Annotated in this window: 17 protein-coding genes; 4 read left to right on the top strand and 13 right to left on the bottom strand. The window is 69.2% G+C overall.

Annotation, left to right across the window (positions count from 1 at the left end):
- Positions 1 to 27 precede the first annotated feature (27 nt).
- From OG707_RS12260 to OG707_RS12240, 5 genes are all read right to left on the bottom strand, one after another.
- Positions 28 to 1,302 (bottom strand): PP2C family serine/threonine-protein phosphatase, encoded by a 1,275-nt coding sequence (locus OG707_RS12260; protein ID WP_329117404.1) that lies wholly within the window; start codon positions 1,300 to 1,302, stop codon positions 28 to 30.
- A 4-nt stretch (positions 1,303 to 1,306) separates the two neighbouring features.
- Positions 1,307 to 4,123 (bottom strand): tetratricopeptide repeat protein, encoded by a 2,817-nt coding sequence (locus OG707_RS12255; protein WP_443071319.1) that lies wholly within the window; start codon positions 4,121 to 4,123, stop codon positions 1,307 to 1,309.
- On the bottom strand, positions 4,120 to 5,442 hold the full coding sequence (locus OG707_RS12250) for a hypothetical protein (RefSeq protein WP_329117402.1): 1,323 nt from the start codon (positions 5,440 to 5,442) through the stop codon (positions 4,120 to 4,122). Before OG707_RS12250 ends, OG707_RS12255 begins: the two co-directional genes overlap by 4 nt.
- Before the next feature lie 71 nt (positions 5,443 to 5,513).
- Positions 5,514 to 6,497 carry a glutamate ABC transporter substrate-binding protein gene (locus OG707_RS12245; protein WP_329117400.1) on the bottom strand — a complete coding sequence of 328 codons (984 nt, stop codon included), beginning with the start codon at positions 6,495 to 6,497 and terminating at the stop codon, positions 5,514 to 5,516.
- Between the two features lie 14 nt (positions 6,498 to 6,511).
- Positions 6,512 to 7,903, bottom strand: a complete 1,392-nt coding sequence (locus OG707_RS12240) for a hypothetical protein (protein ID WP_443071318.1) — start codon at positions 7,901 to 7,903, stop codon at positions 6,512 to 6,514.
- A gap of 249 nt (positions 7,904 to 8,152) precedes the next feature.
- On the opposite strand from OG707_RS12240, the gene OG707_RS12235 reads away from it, so the two are divergent.
- Entirely contained in the window at positions 8,153 to 8,878 is a 726-nt protein-coding gene (locus tag OG707_RS12235; RefSeq protein WP_329117399.1) for a hypothetical protein, read from the top strand.
- A 22-nt stretch (positions 8,879 to 8,900) separates the two neighbouring features.
- On the opposite strand, the gene OG707_RS12230 is transcribed toward OG707_RS12235, so the two are convergent.
- From OG707_RS12230 to yczE, 3 genes are read right to left on the bottom strand one after another with little or no spacing between them, the layout of a single operon-like run.
- Positions 8,901 to 9,314: a type II toxin-antitoxin system VapC family toxin gene (locus tag OG707_RS12230; protein WP_329117397.1), complete on the bottom strand. Its 414-nt coding sequence runs from the start codon at positions 9,312 to 9,314 to the stop codon at positions 8,901 to 8,903.
- Complete coding sequence (locus OG707_RS12225; RefSeq protein ID WP_329117395.1) at positions 9,311 to 9,574, bottom strand: CopG family transcriptional regulator; 264 nt, start codon at positions 9,572 to 9,574, stop codon at positions 9,311 to 9,313. Before OG707_RS12225 ends, OG707_RS12230 begins: the two co-directional genes overlap by 4 nt.
- Before the next feature lie 10 nt (positions 9,575 to 9,584).
- Positions 9,585 to 10,226 carry a membrane protein YczE gene (gene yczE / locus OG707_RS12220; RefSeq protein ID WP_329117393.1) on the bottom strand — a complete coding sequence of 214 codons (642 nt, stop codon included), beginning with the start codon at positions 10,224 to 10,226 and terminating at the stop codon, positions 9,585 to 9,587.
- A gap of 91 nt (positions 10,227 to 10,317) precedes the next feature.
- Between yczE and yczR the strand changes: the two genes are divergently transcribed.
- The 3 genes from yczR to OG707_RS12205 all read left to right on the top strand — a co-directional run bounded on the left by yczR (position 10,318) and on the right by OG707_RS12205 (position 12,811).
- Positions 10,318 to 11,751 (top strand): MocR-like transcription factor YczR, encoded by a 1,434-nt coding sequence (gene yczR, locus OG707_RS12215; RefSeq protein WP_329117391.1) that lies wholly within the window; start codon positions 10,318 to 10,320, stop codon positions 11,749 to 11,751.
- A 52-nt stretch (positions 11,752 to 11,803) separates the two neighbouring features.
- Positions 11,804 to 12,388 carry a DinB family protein gene (locus OG707_RS12210; protein WP_329117389.1) on the top strand — a complete coding sequence of 195 codons (585 nt, stop codon included), beginning with the start codon at positions 11,804 to 11,806 and terminating at the stop codon, positions 12,386 to 12,388.
- 111 nt (positions 12,389 to 12,499) lie between these two features.
- A complete protein-coding gene (locus OG707_RS12205) occupies positions 12,500 to 12,811 on the top strand; it encodes a hypothetical protein (RefSeq protein WP_329117387.1) in 312 nt (103 codons plus the stop codon).
- 44 nt (positions 12,812 to 12,855) lie between these two features.
- Here the strand turns inward: OG707_RS12205 and OG707_RS12200 are convergent, their stop codons facing one another.
- From OG707_RS12200 to OG707_RS12180, 5 genes are read right to left on the bottom strand one after another with little or no spacing between them, the layout of a single operon-like run.
- A complete protein-coding gene (locus OG707_RS12200; RefSeq protein ID WP_329117385.1) occupies positions 12,856 to 13,824 on the bottom strand; it encodes an N-acetylglucosamine kinase in 969 nt (322 codons plus the stop codon).
- Positions 13,815 to 15,080 carry a 6-phospho-beta-glucosidase gene (locus OG707_RS12195; protein WP_329117383.1) on the bottom strand — a complete coding sequence of 422 codons (1,266 nt, stop codon included), beginning with the start codon at positions 15,078 to 15,080 and terminating at the stop codon, positions 13,815 to 13,817. Before OG707_RS12195 ends, OG707_RS12200 begins: the two co-directional genes overlap by 10 nt.
- Before the next feature lie 7 nt (positions 15,081 to 15,087).
- Complete coding sequence (locus tag OG707_RS12190) at positions 15,088 to 15,984, bottom strand: carbohydrate ABC transporter permease (protein WP_329117381.1); 897 nt, start codon at positions 15,982 to 15,984, stop codon at positions 15,088 to 15,090.
- Position 15,985: 1 nt separating this feature from the next.
- Positions 15,986 to 16,930 carry a carbohydrate ABC transporter permease gene (locus OG707_RS12185; RefSeq protein ID WP_329117379.1) on the bottom strand — a complete coding sequence of 315 codons (945 nt, stop codon included), beginning with the start codon at positions 16,928 to 16,930 and terminating at the stop codon, positions 15,986 to 15,988.
- Positions 16,931 to 16,936: 6 nt separating this feature from the next.
- Positions 16,937 to 18,271, bottom strand: coding sequence for an ABC transporter substrate-binding protein (locus tag OG707_RS12180; protein ID WP_329117377.1), 1,335 nt, complete (start codon positions 18,269 to 18,271; stop codon positions 16,937 to 16,939).
- Between the last annotated feature and the right edge of the window lie 37 nt (positions 18,272 to 18,308).

The raw sequence follows: 18,308 nt of genomic DNA, 5'->3' as shown, positions 1-18,308 counted from the left end.
AGAGGATAAAGCGGGGTGCGCGCCGTCTCAGGCGGATCCTGCCCCTGTCCGAGGTACGAGGAACGGCAGCACGGCCACTGTTACGTTGTCGTGGCCCCCGCCGTCGAGCGCATGACCGACCAGCACCTGTGCGCCGTGCAGCGGGCGGGCGCCGGCGTCGGCGGGCACGACGGCGGCCATCTCCTCGGCTCCCTCCGCGTAGTTCCACAGACCGTCCGTGCAGACGACCACCACTCCCGGGCGGTCTGGCTTGAACGACGCGGTGTGCGGCTCCAGTTCGTACGCGTCCGCCCCCAGCCAGCCCGTGATGGCGTGCGCCCGCTCGTCCGCGTACGCCTGCTCCTCGTTCATCAGGCCGGTCGCGACCATCTGCGCCGCCCACGAGTCGTCCTCGGTCAGGCGCGAGGGGTGGGCGGTGCGGTCGTCGGGCACCCAGTAGACGCGGCTGTCGCCGACCCAGCCGACGACCAGCAGTCCGCCCGCGACGATCGCCGAGACGATCGTGCAGGCGGGGGCGTTGGTGTGCCGGTTCGGGTCGTGCTCCATCGCCTCGCCGTGCTCGGTGACAAGGGAGTTGACGGATTCGGCGGCGGCCAGGATCGCCTCGTGCATCGCCTGCTGGGGGTGGGTGCCCAGCGGCAGCGACGCCAGCAGCGCCTCGTTGGCGGCGACGGCCGCAGCCGCCGATGCCTCGTCGGGGCGGGTCGCCGAGGAGACCCCGTCGCAGACGACGGCGATGACGGCGGGGGAGCCGTCGGGCAGGGCCGTCGAGGAGACCGCGTAGGAGTCCTCGTTGCGGTGGTGGCGCAGGCCGCGGTCGGAGACGGCGGCGACCGCGCCGAGCTCCTCCTCCATGTGGTCGCGCTCGCGGGGCTGGGCGTGGCCGCAGTTCTCGCAGTAGCCGTCCTCGTCGATGCGGCCCGAGCGGCAGGCGACACAGATCTTGGTACCCGCCGCGGGGGTCGGCTCGACCGTCCGCGGGTCGGGGAGCGGATACTCGGCAGGCTCGGGCGGGTCGTCCGTCCGTACTGCGGTGGGCAGTTCGGTGCCGCCCGATGTCGTCCCTGCGAGGTCCGTCGGTGTCTGTACGGCCGCGGAGGCGCTCTCCGCGGGGGCCGCCGGCCAGGCTGCCGCTGCTGCCGCGCCGTTGACGGCGACGGTCGGCCTGTCGGTCCCGGGCACGGAGACGGTCACGGCCGAGAGGTCGTGGCCGCACGCACCGCAGAACAAGTCGCCCGCCTCCACGGGTTCCTCGCAGCCGGGGCAACGCCCGGTGGCGACCGGCTGGTTCGTCTGCGACATCACTTCACACCCACGTCCGGGGGCGGAAACGGTTGGCCCGCTCCACCAGGTCGATCCTCTCCTCGCCGCGCTGGGCGAGCCGGGCGAGTACCCGGTACGAGCGTTCCAGACCGAGGCGCAGGCCCCGCTCGTCGAGTGGGTTGCCAAGCAGGGTCATGGATGCGACCAACTGCCCCTCGCTGCCTCCGGAGAGTACCCAGTCGAGCGCCGTGCCCAGTACCTCCGTGGACAGCAGCTCGCGGCGTACGGCATCGAGGCCGAAGCCCTGCAACGCCTCCACCTGCGCGGCTGCGGCCCGAAGGTCGTCAAGGAGCGGCTCGCCCGGATCACGCCTGCGGAGCCTCGCCCGTACGGCTGCCACGCGGGCGGCCGTGTAGTGGATCGAGGCCTCGGGGACGGATTCGAGGGTCTTCACGGCGCCCGTACGGTCACCGGCCGCGAGCTGTACGCGGGCCAGACCGAAGGCGGAGCTCACATAGCTGGGGTCGGTCGCCCAGACGAGGCGGTAGTACTCGGCGGCGTTGTCGAGCTGGCCGAGGACCTCCGCGCAGACGCCGAGGGCCAGCTTGGGGGCGGGCTCGCCGGGGAACGCGTCGTAGATCGCGTCGAAGGCGAGGGCCGCCGTCTCGTGGTCGCCGGTGACCAGCGACGCGAGGCCGCGGTACCAGACGACGCGCCAGTCGTCGGGGTGCTGGACCTCCAGCTGCTGGATGTCCTCGACGGCGGTGAACAGGTCGAGGTTCTCCAGCCAGGCGCGCACCTGCCGGAGCCTGAGCTCCAGCGAACTGCTGGGCGCGGCCTGGAGGGCGGCCGTCACCTCGGAGGGCGCGGAGGCCAGGAGGCCCGCGAGGAAACCGGCATTGGGGTCGTTCGGGTCGACGCGCGGCACCGGGAGCGCAAGCGAGGTGGCGCGTGCGTCCAGGGTCGCGGTGATGGGGGTGTCGGAGTTCCGGCCGCCGGTGAGGTCGACGCCGTTCGCCGGGTGGCGGGGGGCGGGGATCACGGCCTGGGTGGGGGCGTAGGCGGCGGGCGGGAGCTGGGGCGGCGGCGGCCCGGCGGTGACGGAGGCGGCGGCCAGGACGCGGGGTGCGCCGTTTCCGTTCGCGTACGTTGCCGTCCTCCGCTTGAGCCCGCGCCGTGACGGCGGGAGCACGCGGGAGCCCAACGTCGAGACGTCGCCGGTCAGTTCGGCGAAGAGCGTCGCGTCGGTGACCCTGAGCTCCAGGCCGAAGAGCGTGGAGAGCGCGGGACGCGGTCGGCCGGTCTGGAGGGCGACGACCTCGCGCAGGACGCCGGTCAGCTGCTCCGCCATCTCGGCCGCGGAGGAGAAACGGCGGGCGGGGTCCGGGTCGGTGGCCCGTACGAGCAGACGGTAGAAGGACTCGTACGTCCGGAAGACCTCGATGTTGTCGGGGTCGGGGAGGGAGTCCACGAAGACGTTCGTATAGCCCTGGAAGTCGAAGGTCAGCACGGCGAGCGTGCGGGCGACGGTGTAGAGGTCGGAGGCGACGGAGGGGCCGACCTCGGCGACCTCGGGGGCCTGATAGCCGACGGTGCCGTAGATCGCGGACTCGTCGTCGTCCATCCTGCGGACCGCGCCCATGTCGATCAGCTTCAGCTGGTCGGCCTGCTGGATCGCGTTGTCGACCTTGAAGTCGCAGTAGAGAAGGTTGCGGCTGTGCAGGTGGCCGAGGGCTTCGAGCGCCTCGATGCCGTACGCACAGGCCTGCTCGACCGGGAGCGGATCGCGCTTCCCGCCCACCTGACGGCGGTCGTTGGCGATCTCCTTGAGTGACTTCCCGCCGACGTACTCCATGACGATGTAGCCGTCCATGGAGCCGGTGCGCTGGTCGAGGTGCTCGACGAAGTTGTAGATGCGGACGATGTTGGAGTGCTCGATCTCGGCGAGGAAGCGGCGCTCGGAGATCGCGGCGGCCATGGCGTCCTGGTCGCCGGTGTCGAGGAGGCCCTTGAGGACGACCCAGCGGTCGGAGACGGCGCGGTCGACGGCGAGATAGACCCAGCCGAGACCGCCGTGGGCCAGGCAGCCCATCACCTCGTACTGGCCGTGGACGACGTCGCCCGTGGTCAGCTTCGGCACGAAGGAGTACGGGTGGCCGCACTTGGTGCAGAACCCTTCGGTGCGGCCGGTCCGCTCGCCGCGCGAACGCCCCACCGGCGCCCCGCAGTCGGAGCGCGAGCAGAACCGCTTGCGCTCGGGGACCTCGGGGTTCTCCATGACGGCGGACTGCGGGTCGGGGCGCGGGACTTCGGGGATGGAGACCAGGCCCGCGCCGAGCCGGTTGCGGCCCGAGGCGCTGGCGGAGGCGCCCGAGGCGCGGACCGAGACCGAGCGCGATGCGGTCGTCCCGGAGAGCGCGCGCGACAGCCGCCCGGAGACGGAGCGGCGGGAGGTCGAGGAGCGGGAGGAGGACCGGGACGAGGCGCGCGAGGAGGCCCGCGAACTGGAACTGCTGCCCCGGCTGCTTCCCTTGCCGCTCCGGCCGCCGCCCGTGATCCCGGTCGCGGGTGAGCTGACCATGCCGGTGGGGGACACGACGGGGGCGAGGCCGCAGGTGTCGCAGTAGAGCTCCCCGCCGCCCATGTCCTCGTAACTGCCCTCGCAGCCGCGCCGCTGGCACTTCGAGGAATGCGCCTCGCCGGTACTGCTTGAGCCGGCGGTCCCGCTCTTCCCGCTTGTCCCGGTGGACTGTCCTTCGGGGGCCAGACCGCAGGCGTCGCAGTACAGCTCGCCGCCGCCCATGTCCTCGTACGCGCCCTCACAGCCGGGCCGCGTGCACTTCTGCTGCTCTTCACTCATGCGTGATCCCCCCTGCGGTCAGTGGGCCCGGACTGCCGTGGCACCAGTACTTCGGCGGTTGCCTGCTGATAGCGCAGCACGGCCTGTTCGGCCGCGCGCAGGTCGCAGGGCGCGCTCCAGAGCATCCGGCGCGCCATGTCGTACCGCTCGATGAGCAGCGGGTCCTCGGCCATCCCGTGCCGGGCGACCTTCGCCTTGTACGCATCGAGCCGCCCGCGCAGTTCGGCCCGTACGGCCAGCGGCGCGGTGACGGCGGTCAACGACTCGCGGGCGCGCAGCAGTTCGTCCTCGGCCTCGCGCTCCAGGGTTTCCAGGAGCGGGGAGAGGCGGTGCCATTGGGCGTGACGCCGGTACTCGGCCGCGGTGGCGAGGCGCTCCTGCAGCACGGTGGGCGGCCCGCTCACGGCGGGCACCTCGGAGGCGGCGATCTTCGCCAGCACTTCGCCGCGCGCCGACCGTGCCTCGGTCAGGGTCCGGTCGGCCCGGGAGAGGACGTCTCTGAGCTGCAGCAGCCGTTGTTCGGCGTCCTGGCGCACGGTCAGTACGGCTTCGATCTCGCGCCGGATCTCCTCCAGCGCCTGGGCCGCACGGTCGTAGCGGGCGGTGTCGGGCCGGCCGCCGCCGGGGGCGGAACTCCCGGGCGCCGCCTGCCAGAAGGCCAGCGGATCGGATATCACCTGGGCGCGCAGCGCGGTGAGCTCGGCGGTGATCGATTCGAGGTCGTCCCCGGCCGGATGCTCCCCGGGCCGTACGCCCACCGAGTGGGCGAGCGAGCGCGTGCGCCCCAGCTCGGCGGAGAGCAGATCGATGCGAGCGGGAAGAGCCGACCATACGGAGTCCGAGGCGACGACCATGTCCAGGGCCTTCGCGTACAGCTCGTTCATACGCGAGACGAGTTCCACGAGCGTGAACCGCTCGGTGAGCTTGGCGGGTCCGGCGATGCCCGCGCCGATGGTGGGAGCGGAGTGGGCGGCGGCGCCGGAGAGCGTGACGCCCTCGCCGCGCAGCAGATCGGTGAGCTCGACGAGCTCCTCGCGCCCGGGCCAGCGCTTGCGCTCACGCACGCCACGGGCGTCGTCGAGCGCACCGGCGTAGGCGTCGAAGTAGGCCCACAGCAGGGTGATGGACTGCTCGGTGGAGGCCCAGCGGTCCTTGGTGACCCCGGTCAGCGCGGCTCCTTCGAGGAGTCTTCGGCCCGCGTGGTCCTGGAGCGCGAGCAGCGAACTCTCGATCGCCTCGTGCTCCGCCCCGAGCCGCGCCAGCGCACGGTCCACCTCGTCCCGGTCCATCACCGGCCCGGTGGATCCCGCGACGCCCATCGATCACCTCTCCGCTCTGCTGCTGCCAGCTCTCACCATGCGTGTGTCCGTACCCTCAACTCAGCTTAAGCTCAGCGGTACTTCGGGGCGGGTGGCCCCGTTATCCCCTTGAGATCGCTCGCGAGCCACTTGTCGTAGGCCTTCATCCACGGGCTGTTCTTGCCGCCCTCGCGGTAGTCGACGAGGACGTCGTTGATGCGCCGCACCAGATCGTCTTTCCCGATCTTGGTGGCGACTCCGTAGTACTCCGTGGTGAAGGGTTCGCCCTTGAGCTCGACGGCCGGGTCCTGCGCCGCCTGCCCTGCGGCGAGCGCGTTGTCGGTCACGACGGCGTCGGCCTCGCCCACCTGGAGCCGTACGAGACAGTCCAGTTGGTTGGGCACGGTGATGTCTGTGAAGTCGGCGCCGAAGGACTTCGCCTTCAGGGCGTCGTACGCGGTCGATCCGCTCGCCGTGCAGACCCTCTTGCCCTTGAGGGTGTCGTTGTACCCGGTGATGGGCGATCCCTTGGGGGCCAGCACCTGCTGGCCGGCCTGGAAGTAGGCGGTGGAGAAGGCGACTTGCTTGATGCGGGAGCAGTTGATCGTCATCGTGCGCACGACGATGTCGACCTTGTCCTTCTGGATGGCGTCGATGCGCTGGTTGGTGGGGATGGCGCGGTAGATCACGGCATCCGGATCACCGAGGATGTTCTGGGCGATGGCCCGCACAAGATCGATGTCGAAGCCTTCGAGGTTCCCGGTGGCGGGATCGCGATATCCCCACCGGTAGCTGTTCTGGTCAACGCCGACGACGAGCTTCCCGGCCTGCTTGATCTTGTCGATGGTGGGCCCGTCGGCGCCGGAGGGCGTCAGGCTGGCTTCGGGGTTGGAGCACTCGTCGGCCTGGACGGCGACACCCTGCCCGATGCCCTGCCCGCCGGGCCGCGAGCCGTCGGTATCTCCGTTGCCGCTCGCGTAGAGGATCGGTCCCAGGGTCACGGAGGCGGTCAGTGCACACGCCGCGGCCATGCCCGTGACGCCGCCCCAGCCGCGCAGTCTCGGTTTCCTCGCCATCGCCGTGTCCCTCCTCACCTGTACTCCGAAAGCCTGCGGCTGATGCCGATGGCCGCACCCGCGGCCCCGAGCACAGCCAGCACGGCAGCGCCGATGGGCAGCCCGTTCAACGCATCGCGCCCGTCCTGGGCGGCGGTGGTGAACTGCTGCTGCTCATGGTCGATGGCCTGTTGAATCGCGGCGTCCACCTGGTCGAAGCAGGCGCCGGTCGACTTCTTCGGATCCTTGGTCCCGATGACGGCTTCCAGCGCGCCTTCGTAGTCACCGTTGTCATCGGTCTTGCGGGCGTTGCTGTGCCGCCCCTGCCAGATGTCGGCGCTGGTGGCGGCGAGCGTCACCGGGTCGAGCCCCGCCTTGTCGTTGGCGAGCTTCTTGGCCTGGGTGAGCCCGGCGAGGAGGGACTTCATCTCCCCGCTGTAGTCGGCCTCGTACTGATCCTGTGTGCCGTCCTTGGTCAGAACGGCCCCCCGGGCCACAAGCGTCAGATTCTCATTGGCCCGAGCCTTGAGCGAGTTGATGCGGGCATCGTTGAGCACCTTCAACGACTCCTGCCCGTGGGTCCGGGAGGTGGAGAGATCGGCGCGAGCGACGGCATGACCGACGACGAGCCACAACAACACGACAACGGAGGCGGCGGAAGCGGCGACAAGACCGTGGTTGAACACCCGGTTGGTACGGCGGTAGTGACGCCGCTGAGCGTAGAAGAGCCCGCCCAGCGCGACGAGTCCGACGGCGGTCGCGAAGTAGGGCCAGACCTCGGCGGAGTCGTAGTCCTCGTACAGCCGCCCGGTCTCGGCGTCGTACAGCTTCTCGGCGGCGGGCAGCAGCTGGGTGGTCATCTGCTGGTTGGCGTACCGCAGATAGGCGCCACCGAGGGGAAGCCCCTGCCGGTTGTTGGCGCGGGCGCGCTCGATGAGCCCGGTGTAACGGGGCAGCCACTCGTTCAACTGGGCGATCTGCTGCCCGGATTCACTGGAGCTGTCGGTGTTGGAGGCGGCCTTCACGAGCAGTCGCGAGGCGGTCGCGATGTCCTTGTCGTACCGAGCGTGCACATCGGCGGGCTCGATGGCCCCGGCGAGGAACCCACTGGCGGCAGCGGTGTCGGCATCGGCCAACGACCGGTAGATATTGGCGGCGTCGGCGCTCAACGGCTGACTGCGGTTGACCACGTCGTCGGCGGCGGCGGACCGATCGGTGATCTCAAAGGCGGCCACGGCCCCAAAAGCCACGACCAGCACGGCGATCACAGCCCCGATGATGCGCAACCGCCCGGGCTCGGTGGTGGCGGCAGCACGCAGCCGATCCTTCGACTCGGACCAGGCGCTGCGCCGGACCGGAGCGGGTGCGGGCGCGCCGGTCTGCACCGGTGCGGGTGCTTCTGCGCCCGTTGTCGGCGGGTGTGCCACTTGACCTCCCCCTGGGTCGTGGACGGTTGCTACGGCGAGCAGTATGGCCGCAAGTACTGACATGCACACCAGGATTGACTGGATCTTGATCAACCCGGTGCCTGCGCCCCCGCTGCCTCCCCATCATGAATACGCCGCGGGGATCAATTCGGTTCCCGTTCGAGGTCACCTGATGGGAGGCCGGCTACCTGTCGGGTGGGCCACGACAGCGGGGCGCGTGCGAACGACACGAGGCGGTTGAATGCCCAGATGAGCGACTGGGTGGGGATGTACGACTGTTTCGGGGACGTCGATCGTGTACCCGAGCTCTTGAGGCGGGCGGAACGTGAAGACGATGCCCTGGTCTGGGATGAGCTGGGACACCGGCTGTGCCTTGAGGACGACCTCGTGTTCCCCGCCGGCTTCGCCGCACTGCCCCACCTGGTCAGCCTCGCGGCAGGCAACCAGCGCGCCCGTGAACTGGCCGGGACTGTCGTGCGGAACGCGGCGGGGCACCACGGCTGTGACGACCTCTTGGCGGGCTGCGCTGACGCGATTGCGGAGCTCCGGGGCCTGGTGGACCGCCACCTGCGATCGAGGCCCGTCGACTACCTCCCCGCCTTCATGGATCTGCTCGCGACCGGGGGCCAGTACCACTTGAGTGCGCAACTGGGCGATTTCACGGACGACTTCTACCACCTGACCTGCCCACACTGCGTTACGGAGGTGTCGATCGCGATCGGGGACCATGGGCGCTACTCGGCAGTCAGGGACTGGAACTTGGGTGACATTGATCGCCGTCACCTCCTGCCGGCATCTCCCTCGGAGCTCCACGGCACAGGCCGTTGGATGCACGAGACTGCCGTCCGCGACGGACAGTCGGCGCTCGCCACGGGAATCCTCCATCTCTTCGGCGGGGCTGAATGCCCGCGCTGCGCCAGTGTGTTCCGGATCGCGGAGGAGTATGCGGCGGCGAACCTCCCCGTTCTGGAATGACCCGCGGTGAGCGAGAGCCCGTCTACACCTTGATGACGGTGACCTTGGTGCTGCACAGGGCCGTGATGTCCTCCGGGTCCGACGTCAGCACGGTCACGGGGCCTGGGGACACGAGGGCGGTGGCGCAGAGCATGGCGTCGATCGCGTACTTGTGCCCGTGCAGTCTGGCGTTGGAGAGGAGGGTGGCGGCGTGCCGGGCGATGTCCTCGCTGATGGGCTCGACGATGATCCGGGAGAGGGTCCATTCGAGGGCGGGGCGATTGATGTGGGGGTGCACCACCTCGACGAGGGTTGCCGCGCTGGTGATCACGCGCATGTCGTCGGCGCGGGCCAGGGCAAGCCAGCTGGTCACTTCCCGCTCGCGCAGTACCGCCTTGGCGAGTCCTTCGCTGTCGAGGACCAGGGTGCCACCCGGTACGGCAGGGGAGCGTGTCATGCGGCGTCCGCTCCGCCCTGCCGCTGCGTCTCGCGGGCGCGGTGAAGCTGGTCTCGCTTGGACTGGATCTCTTCCTCGGTGATGGCCCCGTGTTCGGCCTCTGCGACCGAGATCAGCTCGTTGAGATTGTCCCGCTCGATTTGGCGGGCGACGGCTGCGGCGACATACGCAGACAGTCCGGACGGGCCGCTGCGTGCGCGGGCGGCTTCGGCAATGTTCCGGGGCATCGTGATCGAGTACTTGCCGGTAGGGTCATCCATGCCCTTTATCCTACCTGTGATCCTCTCGGGTGCGCCTGTACGCGAACCGCGGCAGGAAGAGTTGGGTGATCGGGCCTATCGCGAGCGCGTAGAGCACCGTGCCCGCTCCCACGCTTCCGCCCAGCAGCCAGCCTGCCGCCAGCACCGTGAGCTCGATCAGGGTGCGGATCAGGCGGATGGAGCGGCCCGATGCGGCGGAGGCGCCCGTCATCAGGCCGTCCCTCGGGCCCGGGCCGAAGCGGGCTCCTACGTAGATGGCGATCGACAGGCCGTTCAGGAGGATGCCGGTCGTGAGGAGGGCCCAACGGGTCGGTAGGGGCTGGTCGTTCGGGATCAGGGACAGGCCCAGGTCCGAGGTGATCGCCAGGACCACGATGTTCGCCACCGTGCCGAACTTCGGGCGCTGTTTCAGGGGGATCCAGAGCAGGAGGACGGCCACGCCCACCAGCGCCGTGATCGTGCCGAAGCTCAGGGACGTGTGGTGCATCAGGCCCTCGTTCAGGACCGTCCAGGGGCTCAGGCCCAGCTCGGACCTGATCATCAGCGCCAGGCTGAATCCGTACAGCGCCAGGCCCGCGAAGAGCTGGGGCAGGCGTCTCAGGGGGTGTGCGGTGAGGGTGACGTACGTCAGTGGGGGGAGCGTGCCGTTCATGGAGTGCCGTCTTTCGCTTGCCTTCAGGCCAATGAGCGGCAGTCTGTAAAGTTATTGGCCTCGTCTGCAGGGCCAATTTTTGGAGAGTGGTATGGAACGGTCGATTGGCAGCCGTCAGCTCGCCGCGATGCTCCCCGACCCCGCCGGCGCCCGGCCTGCCTACCGCCACCTCGCCCAGGCCATCAGCGCGCTCATCCTCGACGGGCGCATCGCGCTGCACGTCCGGCTTCCCGCCGAGCGTGAGCTCGCTGTTGCTGTGGGGGCGAGTCGGACCACGATTACTGCCGTGTACGACCTGCTGCGGGACGGCGGGTATGCGCAGAGTCGGCAGGGGGCCGGGACCTGGACCGCCCTTCCCGAGGGGCGCACCCATCGCGGGATCGCCCGGCTGCTCGGATCCGTCGACACCGCCATCGACCTCGCCCGCGCCGCTCCCGGTCTTCCCGAAGAGGCTCTCGCCGACGCCCTCGCCCAGGTCGGGCCGCAGCTTGCCGAGCAGGTGCAGACACCTGGGTACCACCCTTATGGGCTCCCGGAGTTGAGGGCCGTCGTCGCCGAGCGGTTCACCCGGCGCGGGCTTGCCACCCTTCCCGAGCAGGTTCTCGTCACCTCCGGCGCTCAGCACGCTCTTTCGCTTGTCCTTGGGGTGCTCGGGCGGCCCGGCGACCGCGTCATGGTCGAGAACCCGTCGTACGCCAATGCCCTGGACGCCATGCGTCGCGCCCGGCTGCGTACCGTCTCCGTCCCCGTCACCGACCACGGCTGGGACGTCGAGATCGTCGAGTCGACCCTGCGGCAGGTGGTGCCACAACTCGGGTATCTCATTCCGGACTTCCACAATCCGACCGGGTGTCTGATGCCGGACGAGGAGCGTGCTCGCATCCTGCGTGCCGCTCAGCGCTCCGGTACCTGGCTCGTTGTCGACGAGACTCTCGCCGAGCTCGCGCTTGATGTCCCCGCGCCGCTGCCCTTCGCCTCGCACGGTCCGTCTGCGCAGGTCATCACCATCGGCTCCATGAGCAAGACCCACTGGGGCGGCCTCCGCATCGGCTGGCTCCGTGCCCCCGCCAAGCTCGTCACCGAGCTCGCCGGGCAGCGCGTCGCCACCGACATGGGTGGATCCGTCATCGATCAGCTTCTGGCACTGGCGTTGTTGGAACGCGCCGACGATCTGTTGCCCGCCCGCCTCGAACAGGCCCGGGTGCAGCGCGCCGCGCTCGCCGACGCCCTCGCCTCGCACATCCCGCAGTGGACCTGGCACACGCCGCCTGGTGGGCTCTCGCTGTGGGTCGATCTGGGCGAGCCCGTGGGGTCGGCTTTTGCGGAGACGGCCCTGGAGCACGGCGTACGGATCGAAGGCGGCGCTTACTTCTCCACCGACCCCGGCCTCTTCGAGCAGCGGCTCCGCATCCCGTACACCGTGTCCCCCGACACCCTGCGCGAGGCCGTGCAGCGCATGGCCGCCGCCCTTGCGCACGGGGTGTCGCCCGGGTCCGTGGACCGGCGGCCGCACTGGGTGGCTTAGACCACGCAACGGATCTTGAGACCATGGGCGGCCCATGGCAGGCTCAAGCCGCATGATCGATGAATTCGCGAAGGACAACCTGCACACGAGACTGCGGCGGGACCGCCAGGCGCTCCTCTGGAAACTCGACGGCTTGTCCGAGTACGACGCCCGCCGACCTTTGACAGCGACCGGGACCAACCTCCTCGGCCTGGTCAAGCACATGGCCAGCGTCGAGGCCAGGTACTTCGGTGAGGTCTTCGACCGCCCGTCCCCGGAACCGCTGTGCCGGTGGCAGGACTCCGACGGAAGCGATCTGTGGGCGGCCGAGGACGAGACCCGCGAGCAGATCGTCGGGTTCTACCGGCGCACGTGGGAACACGCGGACGCGACGATCGACGCACTTCCCCTCGACGCCCCCGGCCACGTGCCGTGGTGGCCGGAGCCTTCCCCCAACACGAATCTGTTCGCCGTCCTGGTCCATGTCCTCGCCGAGACCAACCGGCATGCCGGGCACGCCGACATCCTCCGCGAGGGCCTCGACGGCCGCACCGGGATGCGCCCCGAACACGAGCAGCCGATCGACGAGGAAGCCCGCGCGGCCTACCGCGCGAAGATCGAGCAGGCCGCCAAGTCGGCCGCACCCACCAGGGCTTAGCTTCTCCGACGAACACCTGGGCCGGCCGCGATGAGTTCCGGGGGTCTCGCCGGTACGTACTGATGGGCCTGGATCCGGGCCCTCAGGAATCCCCGTACCGAAGAGCGCACCATGACCGTGACCCGAGCGCACGAACTTGCCGCACAAGGCTTGCCCACCAAGCGCACCAAGGAACTCTGGAGGACAATGATGGCCGTGGACACCTCCTTCTTCACCTCGTACCTCTCTGAGGAGATCCGCGACGAGGGTCGTGCTCAAGGTGAGGCAAAGGCTCTGCTGCGTCTCCTGGAGCGGCGGGCGGTCAACGTTCCCGAGGAGGCTCAGGAGCGTATCCGTGCCTGCACCGACATCGACCAGCTCGACCGCTGGTTCGACCGCGCCGTGACTGCAGAGTCGGCCGAGGAACTCTTCGCGGAGGAGTGAGGCGGCCTGACGGCGGGGCGACCCATCCGCCCCGCCACCAGCGGTTACGCGTACGCCTCCCGAAGCCGCGCATGCGCCTCCGCCGAAGCCCCCACGTGGTCGAGCCCCAGCTGGGCCGCCCCGAGCACCGGAGCCTCCGTCACCACCCGGATCTCCGCCTTCGGAGCCCTGGCCGACATCAACTCCGCTATCCGGTCGTCGAGTTGCGGGTGACGCGCAGCCAGTACGCTCCCGCCGAGCAGCACCGGCGCCTCCTCCGTGAGGAGGTCCAGGCGGGTCAGCGCGACCGTTGCCAGCGCCACCACCTCGTCCGCCAGGCGGTCCACCAGGGAGCGCGCTATCGCGTCGCCCTCCGCCGCCGTCGCGAACAGCACCGGTGTCAGCTCGTGCTGGCGTTCGGGCGCGATGTGGCCCAGGTGCAGGGCCTCGATCAGTGCGTACATCGTCGGCAGCCCGAAGTGGCCGGGTAGGGAACGTACGAGAGCCGTCTGCTCGCCCCGCCCGTCCTCCGCCCGCGCCGCGCACCACAGCGCCTCCTCCGCCAGGCCTCCGCCACCGCCCCAGTCGCCCGAGATCCGGCCGATCGCGGGGAAGCGGGCCGTGCGGCCGTCCGGGGTCATGCCGACGCAGTTGATGCCCGCGCCGCAGACCACCGCGACGCCCCGCGGCTCCTCGACGCCCGCGCGCAGGATCGCGAAGGTGTCGTTGCGGACCTCCACCGTCGAACCCCAGCCGCGCGACTCGAGCGCTGCCGCCAACTGCCGTTCCTCGACCGGGAGATCGGCATTGGCGAGACAGGCCGAGACATGGGCGGCGTACGGGAGCGACACAGCGCCGACCGCCTTCGCGACCGCCTCCGCCAGCACGTCCACCGCCGCCTCGACGCCCACGGAAGCAGGCTGGAAGCCGCCCCCGCGCCCCGTCCCCAGGACGGATCCGTCCGCGGCGATCAGCGCCACGTCCGTCTTGCTGTTGCCGGCATCGATCGCCAGCACACTTGCTGTCACGCCCACGCGAGGTGCTCCCGGTTGTGCGCGACCAGGCGGTCGGTGAGGTCGTCCGCCAGCGCGTACTGGCCGATCAGCGGGTGCGCGAGCAGCGCCTTGAAGACGCGGTCGCGGCCGCCGCGCAGTGCGGCCTCCAGCGCCAGGTCCTCGTAGGCGGTGACGTTCGCGATGAGGCCCGAGTAGAGAGGGTCGAGCGCCGGGACCGAGAGCGGAGTCGCACCCGTCCCGTCGACCGTCGCCTGGACCTCGATCACCGCGTCGTCCGGCAGGAACGGCAGCGTCCCGTTGTTGTACGTGTTGACCACCTGGTAGCGCGAACCGCCCGCTCCCAGCAGCGACGACGCCAGGTCGACCGCCGCCTCCGAGTAGAAGGCGCCGCCCCGCTTGGCCAGCAGCTCCGGCTTCTCGTCGAGGGCCGGGTCGCCGTACATCTTCAGCAACTGCCGTTCCATCTCCGCCACTTCGGCGGCACGCGACGGCTTCGTCGCCAGCTCCCGTACGACCTCGTCGTGCGCGTAGAAGTAGCGCAGGTAGTACGAGGGGACGACGCCGAGGCGGTCCACGACCGACCGCGGCAGATGCAGGTCGTCGGAGATCGCGTCACCGTGCTCGGCCAGCAGCTTCGGCAGCACGTCCTCGCCCTCGGGGCCGCCGAGCCTTGCGCCCAGCTCCCACGTGAGGTGGTTGAGGCCCACGTGGTTGAGGAAGACGTCGGACGGCGCGACATCGAGCTGCGCCGCGAACTTCCGCTGGAAGCCGATCGCGACGTTGCACAGCCCGACCGCCTTGTGGCCGGCCTGCAGCAGCGCTCGCGTCACGATCCCCACCGGGTTGGTGAAGTCGATGATCCAGGCGTTGGGGTTCGTACGGCGGACCCGCTCGGCGATGTCGAGCACGACCGGGACCGTACGGAGGGCCTTCGCGAGGCCGCCCGCTCCCGTCGTCTCCTGGCCGATGCAGCCGCACTCCAGCGGCCACGTCTCGTCCTGGAGGCGTGCCGCCTGACCGCCGACGCGGAGCTGCAGCAGCACCGCGTCCGCGTCGGCGACGCCCGCATCCAGGTCGGAGGTGGTCGTGATGGTGCCCGGGTGGCCCTGCTTGGCGAAGATGCGGCGGGCGAGGCCGCCGACGAGCTCCAGGCGGTCGGCGGCCGGGTCGACGAGGACCAGCTCACTGATCGGCAGCGTGTCCCGCAACCGGGCGAAGCCGTCGATGAGTTCGGGGGTATAGGTGGACCCGCCCCCCACTACTGCGAGCTTCATATCGAGATCAGCCCTTTACTCCGGTCAGTGTGACGCCCTCGACGAAAGCCTTCTGTGCGAAGAAGAAGACGAGGATCACGGGGGCCATGACCAGTACGGTCATGGCCATGGTCAGATTCCAGTCGGTGTGGTGTGCGCCCTTGAAGGAGTCGAGGCCGTAACTGAGCGTCCAGGCCCCCGGGTTCTCCGAGGTGTAGATCTGCGGGCCGAAGTAGTCGTTCCAGGCGTAGAAGAACTGGAAGAGCGCGACGGCGGCGATGCCCGGCTTGGCCATCGGCACGATGACCTTGAGCAGCGTACGGAGCTCGCTGCACCCGTCCACCTTGGCCGCGTCCAGGTACTCGTTCGGGATCGTCAGCAGGAACTGCCGCAGCAGGAAGATGGAGAAGGCGTCGCCGAAGGCCATCGGGATGATCAGCGGCCAGAGCGTCCCGCTCAGATCTAGCTGCTTCGCCCAGAACAGGTACATCGGGATGATGATGACCTGCGGCGGCAGCATCATCATCGAGATGACGAGCATCATCGACAGATTGCGGCCGCGGAAGCGGAACTTGGCGAGCGCGTACGCCACGGGGAGCGACGACACGACAGTAAGTACTGTGCCGAGGCCCGCGTAGACGAGGGTGTTGCGCCACCAGCCGAGGAAGCCCGGGGTGTTCCACACCTGGCGGTAGTTGGACCACTCCCAGTGGCTGGGGATCAGGTCGCGGGTGAGGGTCTGCTGGTCGCTCATCAGCGACGTCAGCACCACGAACACGAAGGGCAGCACGAAGAAGAGCGCAGCCGCGATGCCGAGGGCATGCACGGCGACCCACTGCAGTGCGGCCTTCCTGCGGGCCACACGGGCGGCAGGGGTGTCCGTCTGCTCGGTGACACGCGGGGTGTCGATTACCTGTTGTGCCATCTCACTCACCAGCCTGGATCAGTCCGCCGCGACGCCGCATCAGCAGTGCGGTGAAGGCCATGGCGAGGACGAACAGCACGAGGGCGACCACACAGGATGCGCCGTAGTTGAAGGTCTGGAAGCCCAGGGTGTAGACGAGCTGCGGAAGCGTCAGCGTCGACTTGTCCGGGAAGCCGGGCTCGAACTGCTGACCGGAGCCGCCGATGACCCCGGACGCCACTTTCCCCGCCACCAGTGGCTGGGTGTAGTACTGCATCGTCTGGATGATCCCGGTGACCACCGCGAACATCACGATCGGCGAGATGTTCGGCAGCGTGACGAAGCGGAACCGCTGCAGCGACGAGGCGCCGTCGAGCTCGGCGGCCTCGTACTGCTCGCGCGGTACGTCGAGGAGCGCCGCCATGAAGATCACCATCAGGTCGCCGATGCCCCACACCGCGAGCAGCGTCAGGGCCGGCTTCGACCAGGAGGGGTCGGTGAACCAGCCGGGACCCGAGATCCCGATCTTTTCGAGGATCGAATTGACCGGTCCCGTACCGGGGTTGAGGAGGAAGGCGAAGGCCATCGTCGCTGCGACCGGCGGTGCGAGGTAGGGCAGGTAGAAGAAGGTGCGGAAGAGGCCCGTACCCGTCTTGATCTTCGTGATCAGCAGTCCGATGCCGAGCCCGAAGGCGACCCGGCAGGTCACCATCACCAGGACCAGCCACAGGGTGTTGCGCAGGGCGGGCCAGAAGAGCGGGTAGTCGTTGAAGACGTACGACCAGTTCTTGAAGCCGGTGAAGGTCGGGGGGTCGATGCCGTTGTAGTGCGTGAAGGAGAAGTAGACCGTGGAGATCAGCGGGTAGGCGAAGAAGACGCCGAAGCCGATCAGCCAGGGCGACATGAAGGCCAGCGCTCGAAGCGCCGCGCGGCGGCGCTTCGAACGGAGCGTGTAAGTGGCGCTCATGTCAGGCTACTTCGCCTGCTCGATGGCCTTGTCGATCTCCGTCGCGGTCTTCGTCAGACCGGCCTGCAGATCCGTCCGCTTGCCCTTCTCGAAGTCGAAGCCGAGGTTCTGGATCGAGACGAGGTACGCGCCGCCGTTGGGCGATGCGGGCGTGGTGGTGCTCGCGGGGTTCTCCGCGATGTCCAGGAAGGTCTTGAAGCGCGGGTCGTACTTCAGGTCCGGGGACTTGAGGGCCGCGAGGGTGGACGGCACGTTGTGGATCGCGTTGGCGAAGTTGACGACCGCTTCGGTGTCGGTGGTCAGGTACTTGACCAGCTCCCAGGCGGCGTTCTGCTTGGTCGAGGTGGCGGGGATGCCCACGATGGTGCCGGTGACGTAGCCCTTGCCGTACGAAGCGGCCTCGTCGTCGGGGACGGGCAGCGGTGCCACACCGACCTCGAACTTCACCTTGGCGTCCTGCGTCATGCCGAGCCGCCACTCGCCGTCGAGCTGCATGGCGACCTGGCCGGTGTGGAAGGGGTGCTTGGCGCCCCACTCGTCGCCGAAGCTCGACCGGAACTTCTCCAGTTTGGTGAAGCCGCCGAGCCCGTCCACGAGCTTCTTCTGCTCGGTGAAGGCCTTGGCGAAGGCCGGGTCCTTGGCGATGTTGGACTTGCCGTTCGCGTCGAAGTACGTCGGGGACCACTGGCCGAAGTAGTGCTCGGTCGTGGACTCGTAGCCGTGGTAGGTCGGCATGAAGCCGAGCTGCTCGTAGCTGTCGCCCTTGGTCTTCGTCAGCAGCTTGGCGTCGGTGAGGAACTCCGACCAGGTCTTCGGCGGGGCCTTGATGCCGGCCTTCGCGAAGGCCGTCTTGTTGTAGTAGAGGCCGTACGCGTCACCGAGCAGCGGCAGCGTGCAGCGGTTGCCCTTGTACTGCGTGTACTCGTTCATCGTCTTGGGGAAGGTGGCCGCCGGGTCGATCTTGTCCTTCTTCAGGAAGGGGTCCAGATCGACGAAGGACTTGGAGGAGCAGAACTGGCCGACGTTGTTCGTGGTGAAGGAAGACACCACGTCGGGGGCCTTCGAACCGCCCGCGCGCACCGCCTGGTTGATCTTGTCGTCGTTGATGTCGCCGACGACCTTGACGTGGATGTTGGGGTGCGCCTTCTCGAAGGCCTTCACATCGTCCTGGATCGCCTTGACCTCGTTGGGGGAGTTCCACCCGTGCCAGAAGGTGATGGTGGTGTCCTTCGACGCGTCGTCGGTGGCACCGGACTTGCTCTGCCCCGTACACGCGGAGGCGAGCAGGGATATGGCGGCGGCCGTGACTCCGGCGGCGGCCAGGCGGCGGTTTCTGGGCATGACTCGATCTCCCTCTGGCGGATCTTGGGGGTACGGG

Source organism: Streptomyces sp. NBC_01465, assembly GCF_036227325.1.
Classification (GTDB): Bacteria; Actinomycetota; Actinomycetes; order Streptomycetales; family Streptomycetaceae; genus Streptomyces.
Note: the sequence above shows the minus strand (reverse complement) of the source record. Positions and strands in the feature narration are given on the sequence as shown.

What these genes read in the sequence shown, in the direction of transcription:
- OG707_RS12225 (WP_329117395.1), bottom strand. Translation starts at nt 9,574, where the DNA reads ATGGATGACCCTACCGGCAAGTACTCGATCACGATGCCCCGGAACATT.
- OG707_RS12185 (WP_329117379.1), bottom strand. Translation starts at nt 16,930, where the DNA reads ATGAGCGCCACTTACACGCTCCGTTCGAAGCGCCGCCGCGCGGCGCTT.
- OG707_RS12250 (WP_329117402.1), bottom strand. Translation starts at nt 5,442, where the DNA reads ATGGGCGTCGCGGGATCCACCGGGCCGGTGATGGACCGGGACGAGGTG.
- OG707_RS12180 (WP_329117377.1), bottom strand. Translation starts at nt 18,271, where the DNA reads ATGCCCAGAAACCGCCGCCTGGCCGCCGCCGGAGTCACGGCCGCCGCC.
- OG707_RS12230 (WP_329117397.1), bottom strand. Translation starts at nt 9,314, where the DNA reads ATGACACGCTCCCCTGCCGTACCGGGTGGCACCCTGGTCCTCGACAGC.
- OG707_RS12260 (WP_329117404.1), bottom strand. Translation starts at nt 1,302, where the DNA reads ATGTCGCAGACGAACCAGCCGGTCGCCACCGGGCGTTGCCCCGGCTGC.
- OG707_RS12205 (WP_329117387.1), top strand. Translation starts at nt 12,500, where the DNA reads ATGACCGTGACCCGAGCGCACGAACTTGCCGCACAAGGCTTGCCCACC.
- OG707_RS12255 (WP_443071319.1), bottom strand. Translation starts at nt 4,123, where the DNA reads ATGAGTGAAGAGCAGCAGAAGTGCACGCGGCCCGGCTGTGAGGGCGCG.
- yczR (WP_329117391.1), top strand. Translation starts at nt 10,318, where the DNA reads ATGGAACGGTCGATTGGCAGCCGTCAGCTCGCCGCGATGCTCCCCGAC.
- OG707_RS12210 (WP_329117389.1), top strand. Translation starts at nt 11,804, where the DNA reads ATGATCGATGAATTCGCGAAGGACAACCTGCACACGAGACTGCGGCGG.
- OG707_RS12190 (WP_329117381.1), bottom strand. Translation starts at nt 15,984, where the DNA reads ATGGCACAACAGGTAATCGACACCCCGCGTGTCACCGAGCAGACGGAC.
- OG707_RS12235 (WP_329117399.1), top strand. Translation starts at nt 8,153, where the DNA reads ATGAGCGACTGGGTGGGGATGTACGACTGTTTCGGGGACGTCGATCGT.
- OG707_RS12245 (WP_329117400.1), bottom strand. Translation starts at nt 6,497, where the DNA reads ATGGCGAGGAAACCGAGACTGCGCGGCTGGGGCGGCGTCACGGGCATG.
- yczE (WP_329117393.1), bottom strand. Translation starts at nt 10,226, where the DNA reads ATGAACGGCACGCTCCCCCCACTGACGTACGTCACCCTCACCGCACAC.
- OG707_RS12195 (WP_329117383.1), bottom strand. Translation starts at nt 15,080, where the DNA reads ATGAAGCTCGCAGTAGTGGGGGGCGGGTCCACCTATACCCCCGAACTC.